The following is an 8502-nucleotide window of genomic DNA, read 5'->3' as shown; positions in this document are numbered from 1 at the left end:
CTGAGTTTACAGACAGAGGAAGCGTAAGCCCACTCAATTACCTATGTAGTTCTCAGGGATCACCTGAGAGCGAACAGATTCTTTCCTGGTGTTCATGGCACTGTGGACCCACTCCGATCCATCTCGAACTCGGTTGTGAAATGCAGTAGCGGCGACGATAGTTGGAGGGTAGCTTCCTGCAAAAATAGCTCGATGCCAGGATAAAACAATCTGAACGCTCAAGCCTCACCCCAGCGCTGTTGGGATGAGCCGAGAAAAGCCACCTTTGGGTGGCTTTTTTTGTACGTACTGTTGATTTGCCTTGAGCGCCAGTGAAAGAGTCTGACTTGTAGGCTAGAGCCTGCTGTCCGTCACCAGCTTGGCAGGGAGCGTTTAGGCTGACCTTGATTCCCATCTGCTTGGCACGACGTGGATGCTTCGAAGGACGATCAGCTCGTTGATCGTGCTTGGAAGCCAATCAGAAGATTTGTTCGTCGTTTGTGGTGGTCTTGTCGCCTCTGGAACCACTTTGATTGTGTTGATCTGAGTGCTGCTTTTGCCTACCATACTCTCCAATCTTTTTTCCCGATCCTCCTAATCATTCTTGCTCTGGCTAGTTGGATATTGGGGCGAGATGATGGCCTTACTGGGCAGATTCTTGATCGAACCTCTCAACTCTTGCCTCAGTCTGCTCAAGGGGTCGTACAGTCGACCCTCGTGCAGCTCTATCAGCAACGGGGAGGAGCTGGTTTCCTTGGTGTTGCTGTGTTATTGGTCACTGCTAGTAATGCCTATCTCAGCTTGCAGCGTGGTACGGATCATCTCTGGTCGCTGAGATTTGATCGGGATCCTCGAAACAGATCGATGGAATCACCCCTGCCTGTCCTTCAACATGTGCTGTTGGTGGTCCGGCGGTTCTTGATGCTTCGACTCAAGGCGACGTTATTTCTACTGGCCGTGGGGAGCTTGTTCGTGATGGATCAGCTAACCGTCAATTTGCGCTTCATGGGTTTTGAAACTTGGCGCGGATTAACGGCTGTACCGGTTGCCTGGGTCTATCGGTATCTATTTCCTGTCTCTGCACTGGCTGATCTGCTGGTCTCTTTGTTGATTGCTTCATTGGTCTCTCTGGCCTTACTGAGATTGCTGCCGTCAAGGCGTATCAGTTGGAGGCTTCTCCTGCCTGGCTCAATTCTTGTTGGATCTGCTTATACACTGTTGAACTTGGCTGTTGGGCGAAGTATTGTGTCTTTGGGTACCCGCTTTCAGGCCTATGGGTTGATTGGCGGGGTGTTGGTGCTGACTCTTTGGGTGTGGCTGTTGGGCTTGATCTATTACTTCGGAGTCGCTTATAGCGTGGTGTTATCCACTTCAGGCTCAATGAAATCTGATCGCTTTGAGCTCGGACCCAATCGGATCCAGCCCCCTGATCTTGAAGGGGACACCCGTCGGGGGATCCGCTGATGGGTCTTCGGAGATCCGCACCAGCGGCATGCTCAAGAACCGAGCGAAATGGGCGACGATAGTGTCATCTGAAGAGGCTGCGGTGGCCCAATCAAATTTGAGCCTGCGTCCATTGCCCACGGCACTCCTGTTGCTCTGCGCTGGAGTGGGTGCCTGTGTTGTCGGTACTTTTTTCACCCTCACTCTGGTTCCAGTGCTGATGATGGCTGGCTTCGTGGTGGCGTTTCTGTTCGCTGCCGTGCTCTGTGCCTGGGCTGGAGTGGAGGCGCTTGCGGCCCTTGAGCGCTGGCTGGAGCGCGATTCGCGCTTTCAGCGCTGATGAACCGCCCGTTGCCCTGGTTCTGGATCCTGCTGGTGGGCCTGCTGCTGGCAGCCCCCACTCCGTTGGGTCGTGTGTTGCTTGACCTGCTGGGAGGTCTGACCCTGGCTGTCCTGCTCTTGCCCTTGCTGCTGGCCGGTGCCGGAGCCATTGCTTTTCAGGTCATCAAGCGGCGTGTGCGCACCTGCACGGTCTGTGGTCTCAGCAGTCTGGCCTCTGTCACCTGTCCCGCCTGCGGAGCCCCTCTCCCCAGCACCAATGACGGCGTTCCCACCCCCTACGACTCCCAGCCGTCCGGTCCGGTGAACGCCGCTGCGCCCAGGGGGCTTGCCAGTTGGTTCTCGCCCGCTTCTGGGAGACCTTCCGATCCTCCCGCCACTGATGGCAACCTTGATGTGAGTGATGTCACGATTGATGTGCAGTCAACGGATGTAGAGCCCCGTTGAGTATGGCTCCCCATCCATTGATGATTATTTTTCCAGATTCCTATGCTGATCGTTTTGCTCATGAGCAGCGCTGTTCGCTGTTCAAATCTGAGCCAAGCTGAGCAAACCAAGCTGAGTGAGCCAAGCCAGACCAAACAAGCATTGCCGTCGAGCGTTCAAGTCATTGGAATGATGATGGCTGCGTCTACGGGTTCGTTGACCGGTCGCGACTGATCTCGATCAGGCGGCGCTCTCTGAGAAACAGAAAGAAGGGGGCGGCAAAGGCGAAAGCGATCGTGACACTACTGAGGAGCACGATCCAGAGACCGCGCACCTTTAGTCGCCGGGCTTCGGTGATGATCCAGATCGTGATAGCCGTGGCCCCAATCAAGAGATCACGGGAGAGCGAGCGAGCCGCCGAATTGGCATTGGCCAATTCGATGAACTGGGTCAGGTCGAAGGTCTGGCCGTAGTCACGAATGAATTCGGCGTTGGCCAGCCACGGGAAAATGGCACCGGCAACGGCCAGAGCCAGGTAGACCCATTGCAACCAAAAGGATGGAGTCGCTGCCGAACGCATGGCTTCGGCATCCGACATGGGCCCACTTGCCTTGGAGGCGGCTGAATCCTGCGCTTCGCTTGGAGTTGAATCGCCAGGCCTGCCCTGGTTTGAGCCGTTTTCCTTGCTCGCTGGCGTCATGACTGGGCCTCCAGGGCGCTCAGGTCTAGCTCTTCCACCTGCTGCTGCACCTGCAGCAGCACCTGCTCACAACGATCGGCATAGGCCACGGCACGTTGATAGAGCCCGGCCATGGCCTCCACCTCCAGATCCTCCGATTGCAGCGCCGCCAGGCTGAGCTCGAGGGCCGTGCGGCTCTGGGCGAAGGTCAGTTGCTGCGTCTCCTCCTGCCAGCTCTCCTCGGCCGGCACCTGGGCAGAAGGCTGGCGTTTGCGGCTGCTCATGGCTCTGTTGGCTCAGGGCGGCGTCCGGTGACCCGGGCGTCGGCAGCTCCATCCAACCACTGGACCTGCAGAGCCTGACCCACTTCCACCTGCTCAATGGAGCGCAGCAGCTGACCGGCTTCTCCGCGCACCAGGCAGAAGCCGCGCTTGAGCAGTTGCCTGGGTGAAAGGGCCTCCAGCAGCTGCCGCCGTTGCTGCAGCTGAACCATGTGTCTCTGCAGCAGGGTCTGAGGCTGGAGGTGCTGCAGCCGCTGACGCTGCAGCACCAGTCGCTGCTGCTCCCGGTCCGTTCTCCAGCGCAGCGTCTGCCGAAGCAGGAGCTGCCGCTGTCGTAACTCCTGGAGCAGAGTGCGTTGGTCGGGCAGCAGCGCCACGATCGCCGCCGTGGGCGTGGCGGCCCGGTAGTCGGCCACCAGGTCGGCAATCGTCGTGTCGTCTTCGTGGCCAAGGCCGGTCACCACCGGCAGTGGCAGGGCCGCCAGGGCCAGGGCGACCTCCTCGCTGTCGAAGACTGCCAGATCCTCGCGGCTGCCGCCGCCCCGGGCCAGGACCACCGCCTCGATGCCCAGGCGGCCCGCGGCCCGGCCCACCAACTCCAGAGCCCTGCAGATGCTGGCCCCGACAGCGCCCTGCACAGGGATCGCCACCACCAGCACCTTCGTGGCTGGCCAGCGTTCGGCGGCCGTGCGCAGCATGTCTGCCAGAGCTGAGCTGGGGCTGCTGGTGAGCAGCGCGATCACCCCGGGGCACTCCGGCAACGGCTGTTTGCGGGAGGGATCGAACAGGCCGCTGCCTTCCAGTTGCTCCCGCACCCGCTCGAACTGACGCAGAACGCTGCTGAGGCTGGGGCGGATGTCGATGGCCTGGACGCAGAGACTGGCGCGAGCTCCCCAGAAATTCAGCTTGCCGACCACGATCACCCCATCGCCGTCGGCCGGTGTGAAGCTCAGGCGCGGCAGCTGGGATGCCCAGACCACCGCTGAGATCGAGGCGGTTTCATCCAGCAGCGTCAACCAGAGATGGCCCTTCTTCAGCTGGGGCCGTGAAACGGTGGCCTCCAGCAGAAAGCGGGGGGCGAAACCGCGCTCCAGCAGGGTGCCGATCGAGCGATTCAGGTCGCTGACGCTGTAACGGGGCAGGGGCTGGCCGCTGGTGTCCGCCGCCAGCTCAGGGGCTCCGCTGGAGGTGAGGCGGCTCAATGCTCCAGCCGCCCGTAGCAGTACCCCCAGTAGAGGCTGATGGTCGAGGCCGTAAAGAAGAGCATGCGGCCGATCGGGTGGTCAAAGCGAATCAGCCCTGCCGTGCCGACCACCAGAACTGTGCTCAACAGGCGTGAGCCATCTCGCCGATTCTTGACGAAGAACGGAGCCAAAGGCACGAACCGCCGGGGGAATCGACAAGTCTGGCTGACGGCACAGGCGCCGTGGCTTTTCGGGACTGCTCTGAACCGTCCTGTCCGTCGGCAGCGGTGGTCTCAGTGGACATCAAAAACCCCATCGACTCCACCTGACGGAGACGATGGGGTTGCTGGGGCTTGGCCCGGTGAGAATCGGAGGAGAGCCTTGGCGGCTCAACCCACGCCGATCTGGGAGAGAATGCCCTGGCCGGTGAGCAGCTCGGTGGCCAGGCCGATCACGAAGCCGAGCATGGCCAGGCGGCCATTCCAGGTTTCAGCAAAGTTGACGAAACCGAAGCGGGATTGGGTGGCGTCAGACATGGATGGATCCAGTGGGCCCACGAACTGTAACGAATCTTGGAGCTGACTTGACGCTGGGGCGCGACCAATTTCCGTGTTCGGGTTTCCGGCCTATCGCTTTGGTGCCCCTTCCAGGCGTCCACTCCCTCCTGTCGAACCTCCTGCCATGACCCGTGCCCCCAGCGGTGCCCGCCGCCGGCGCCTGCAGCGGCAGTTGTCGGCTCCCCTGCCCAGCAGCCCTGAGCTGGTGTTGGTCACGGACCTCGACGGCACCCTGCTGGAGGGCTCCATCGCCGGGCGCCAGCTCCTCTACAGCTGGTTGCGCTCCCGCCGGGAGCAGGTGCTGCACGTGTTCTGCACCGGCCGTGACCTGGGCTCGGTGGCTCGCTTGCTGACGCAGGAACCCGGGCTGGGTCTGGGAGCCCCCCATCTGGTGATCGGTGATGTGGGCTGCTCGGTAGCCTGCGGCGCCAGCCTGCAGCTGGTGCCCCTGGCGGTTGACCCGATCGAGCGGCGCTGGCGGGGGCTGCAGCAGCGGCTTGAGCCCCTGCTGCGGGGCCAGCCGGGGCTCAGTGCCCAGCCCATCAGCATCGATCGACACCTGGCCTACGACTACGACCCAGAGCGTTTCGACCACAGATTGATCCCCCGACTGGAGGCCGAGGGAGTCGATTGCCTGCACTCGGGCGGGCGCTACTTCGATGTGCTCCCAGCTGGGGTGAACAAGGGCTCCACGCTGCTGGAGCTGCTGGGCTGGCTGGAACTCGACGCGGCTCGGGTGGTCACGGCCGGGGACAGCCTCAACGATCTGGCCATGTTCCAGACAGGCCTGGCGGGGATCATGGTGGGCAATGCCGAGCCGGCCCTGCGGCTGCATCTGCCCGGTTTACCAGCCACCTTCGCGGCGGCGGGCCATGGCTGCGACGGCATCGTTGAGGGGCTGCATCATTTCGGCTTCACCCACCTCTTCGCGTGAGCCACGGCTCAGTCAGGACGTTTCGGCTGTTCCCTGGCTCACGCGGGCCTGGGCACGACTGGTGCCGGCGGTGGGCAGGGCCTGAGCTGGATCTTCGGGCCAGGGGTGCCTGGGGTAGCGCCCCCTCAGCTCCCGGCGCACCTCGGCGTAGCTGCCCCGCCAGAACCCGCACAGATCCTGGGTGATCTGCACTGGCCGTCGGGCTGGCGAGAGCAGGTGAAGGCTCACGGGCAGGTCGCCCTCCAGCACCCTTGGTCCCTCGCTCAGTCCGAACAGTTCCTGAAGCTTCACAGCCAGCACAGGCTCGCCACTGCCGTACTCCAGCCGGGCCCTGCGTCCGGTGGGAAGCGTGATCTGGCTCGGGAGCAGCCGCTCCAGCTCCTGGCGATGCTCCCAGGCCAGTCCGCTCCAGAGGCCCTCCATCAAGTCGAGCTGACGCAGATCGTCCTGGGAGCGCAGGCCCAGCAGCTGATCCCCGAGCCACTGCTCCAGTTCTTGCTCCAGCGCTGTCTCGCTGCGGTCGGGCCAGGGCTCGCCGCGGCGGGCATGGGCCAGGTTGAGGCGGTGTTGCAGGTCCCGGCTGTCACGGCTCCAGGGCAGTGCCGCCAGCCCCAGCGAACGCAGGCCATCCAGCAGCGCCGCCAACAGGGCTGCCGGCGGTGGGTCGTCCCAGGGGCGGCGCTCCAGCACCAGAGCCCCCAGCCGCCGCTCGACCACGGCGCGCACCCGGCGCTCGGCCGGCTCCCAGCTCACCAGCGGCCGCTGCTCCCCCTGCTGGGCCTGCAGCCTCTCCAGGCTCTGGCGCTGCAGGGGCAGAGCCAGGAGGATCCGCCCATCGCTGCCGCTGTCGTCCACCGCAGCCACCGCCAGGATGCTCTGACCGGCCAGGGGATCGTGGGCCGGCAGTTGGGCGCCCCGGCCGCTGCGCATCAGAAAGCGACCCTGACCCTCCAGGCGGGCCAGGGCGATCCGCTCGGGATAGGCGCAGCTCAGCAGCACCGCGGCCAGCTCCGCCTCCCCTTCGACCTGCTTCTCAGCCTCTGCACCAGCCCCCCTTGAGCGGGCTGCAGGCCACTCAGTGGCCTGCAGCTGCTGCTGGAGCTGCCGGCAGAGCTGCCGCAGGGGACCCCGCCGAGGGTCTCGCCTGTCCTGACGCAACCAGTCGAGACGGGCCATCAGATCGCTGCCCGCCCCTTCGCCCGCCAGAGGATCCCGTTCGTTGAGCAGAGTCGCCAGCTCACAGGCCAGCTGCGGGTTCCCCAGGCACTGGCCCTCCAGCAGCATGTGAGCCAGGCGAGGATGCAGTCCCAGCTGGGCCATGGCCCGGCCATGGGCGCTGAGCACCCCGTGCGGGTCGATCGCGCCCAGCTGCTTGAGCAGCTCCAGACCCTGGCGCAGGGCGGCCTGCGGCGGTGGATCCAGCCAGGGGAGTGATTCCCCCAGCCCGGCGCCCCAGCGAGCGAGCTGCAGCACCAGGGGCAGCGGGTCGGCATCGAGCAGCTCGGGCGGGTCGTAGGCCGGCCGCCGCTGCTGCTCTGCCGGCGACCACAGCCTGACGCAGTGGCCGGGCCCCAGGCGGCCGGCCCGACCCCGCCGCTGCTCGGCGCTGGCCTGGCTGGCGGGCAGGGTGATGAGCCCGTCCATGCCGGTGCGGGGATCGAAGCGGCTGCGCCGGCTCAGGCCGCTGTCGACCACCAGGCGAACGCCCTCGATGGTGAGCGAGCTTTCGGCGATGGCGGTGGTGAGGACCACCTTGCCGGCGGGGTGGCGGCCGGCGGCGATGGCGCGGCCCTGGGCCTCCAGCGAGAGGCCTCCGTGCAGGCTGTGAAGCTCCGCCCGCTGGCCCCAACCGGTGGCTTCAATCGCCCGCAGCGCCTGCCTGATCTCCCGCTGGCCGGGCAGGAACACCAGAGCTGTGCCGGCTCCCCCCTCGTCCTCCTCCTGCAGCCAGTGATCTTCGAGGGCTCGCACCACCTGGGCCCCCAGGGGCTCCCGCTCCCGCGGGGGTTGATGGTGCAGCTCCACCGGATGGCTGCGCCCCTCGCTACTGAGCACCACCGCCTCGGGCAGTTGCCGGCTGAGGGGCTGCAGGTTGAGGGTGGCCGACATCACCAGCAGCCGCAGCTGGGGGTTCAGCAAGGGGCGGGCCTCCCGCAGCAGGGCCAGGGCGAGATCAGCGTCGCTGCGGCGCTCGTGAAATTCATCGAAGATCACCGCCGCCACGCCCTCCAGGGCGGGATCGTCCTGGAGGCGGCGCAGGAACAGTCCGTCGGTGATCACCTCCAGGCGCGTGGCCTTGGACACGCGCTGCTCCAGCCTGACGCGATAGCCCACCAAGGCTCCCACCGGCTCAGCAATGGCTTCAGCCAGGCGTGTGGCTGCGGCTTTGGCTGCCAGCCGCCGGGGCTCGAGCATCAGGATCGTGCCGCCCTCGCCTTTGGCGCTGCCCAGGTGCTGGAGCAGGGCCAGAGGAACGCGACTGGTTTTGCCGGCCCCGGGTGGAGCCTGAAGAAGAAGGGTGCCGCCCGGAGGAAGTTGCTGCAGGATCTCCGGCAGAAGCGGGTCGATCGGCAACGCTTCCCCGTGGCGGCTGCAGGGGAAGCCCATGGAGTTCAGCGGGGTAGGAAGGCTCCCGCCGGCGAAGACAGTGAGAAGGGAGCGGTGTCCGTTGAGCTTGGAT

Annotated in this window: 10 protein-coding genes and 1 rRNA gene; 5 read left to right on the top strand and 6 right to left on the bottom strand. The window is 64.6% G+C overall.

Going from position 1 to position 8502, the window contains the following annotated elements; translation table 11 throughout:
• The first annotated feature begins 84 nt into the window (after positions 1–84).
• From rrf to KQ304_RS09815, 4 genes are all read left to right on the top strand, one after another.
• Positions 85–201: ribosomal RNA gene (rrf, locus tag KQ304_RS09830) — 5S ribosomal RNA — on the top strand.
• Between the two features lie 207 nt (positions 202–408).
• Positions 409–1443, top strand: a complete 1035-nt coding sequence (locus KQ304_RS09825) for a YihY/virulence factor BrkB family protein (RefSeq protein ID WP_259736918.1) — start codon at positions 409–411, stop codon at positions 1441–1443.
• Between the two features lie 28 nt (positions 1444–1471).
• Positions 1472–1762, top strand: coding sequence for a glypican (locus tag KQ304_RS09820; protein WP_259736917.1), 291 nt, complete (start codon positions 1472–1474; stop codon positions 1760–1762).
• Positions 1762–2208 (top strand): hypothetical protein, encoded by a 447-nt coding sequence (locus tag KQ304_RS09815; RefSeq protein ID WP_259736916.1) that lies wholly within the window; start codon positions 1762–1764, stop codon positions 2206–2208. Before KQ304_RS09820 ends, KQ304_RS09815 begins: the two co-directional genes overlap by 1 nt.
• 184 nt (positions 2209–2392) lie before the next feature.
• Here the strand turns inward: KQ304_RS09815 and KQ304_RS09810 are convergent, their stop codons facing one another.
• From KQ304_RS09810 to KQ304_RS09790, 5 genes are all read right to left on the bottom strand, one after another.
• A complete protein-coding gene (locus KQ304_RS09810) occupies positions 2393–2887 on the bottom strand; it encodes a DUF2834 domain-containing protein (RefSeq protein WP_399229056.1) in 495 nt (164 codons plus the stop codon).
• Positions 2884–3150, bottom strand: a complete 267-nt coding sequence (gene xseB, locus KQ304_RS09805; protein ID WP_259736915.1) for an exodeoxyribonuclease VII small subunit — start codon at positions 3148–3150, stop codon at positions 2884–2886. The genes KQ304_RS09810 and xseB overlap by 4 nt, the downstream gene beginning before the upstream one ends.
• On the bottom strand, positions 3147–4349 hold the full coding sequence (xseA, locus tag KQ304_RS09800) for an exodeoxyribonuclease VII large subunit (protein WP_259736914.1): 1203 nt from the start codon (positions 4347–4349) through the stop codon (positions 3147–3149). The genes xseB and xseA overlap by 4 nt, the downstream gene beginning before the upstream one ends.
• Positions 4346–4477 (bottom strand): hypothetical protein, encoded by a 132-nt coding sequence (locus KQ304_RS09795; RefSeq protein ID WP_259736913.1) that lies wholly within the window; start codon positions 4475–4477, stop codon positions 4346–4348. The genes xseA and KQ304_RS09795 overlap by 4 nt, the downstream gene beginning before the upstream one ends.
• A gap of 243 nt (positions 4478–4720) precedes the next feature.
• Positions 4721–4879, bottom strand: coding sequence for a chlorophyll a/b-binding protein (locus KQ304_RS09790; protein ID WP_259736923.1), 159 nt, complete (start codon positions 4877–4879; stop codon positions 4721–4723).
• 133 nt (positions 4880–5012) lie between these two features.
• Between KQ304_RS09790 and KQ304_RS09785 the strand changes: the two genes are divergently transcribed.
• Positions 5013–5822, top strand: coding sequence for an HAD family hydrolase (locus KQ304_RS09785; RefSeq protein ID WP_259736912.1), 810 nt, complete (start codon positions 5013–5015; stop codon positions 5820–5822).
• 12 nt (positions 5823–5834) lie between these two features.
• Here KQ304_RS09785 and hrpB read toward each other — a convergent pair whose 3' ends face one another.
• Positions 5835–8429, bottom strand: coding sequence for an ATP-dependent helicase HrpB (gene hrpB / locus KQ304_RS09780; RefSeq protein ID WP_259736911.1), 2595 nt, complete (start codon positions 8427–8429; stop codon positions 5835–5837).
• Between the last annotated feature and the right edge of the window lie 73 nt (positions 8430–8502).

Source organism: Synechococcus sp. CS-1329 (assembly GCF_025128055.1).
In the GTDB taxonomy this organism is placed as follows: domain Bacteria; phylum Cyanobacteriota; class Cyanobacteriia; order PCC-6307; family Cyanobiaceae; genus Regnicoccus_A.
The sequence above is the reverse complement of the archived record's forward strand: the minus strand, read 5'-3'. Positions and strand labels throughout refer to the sequence as shown.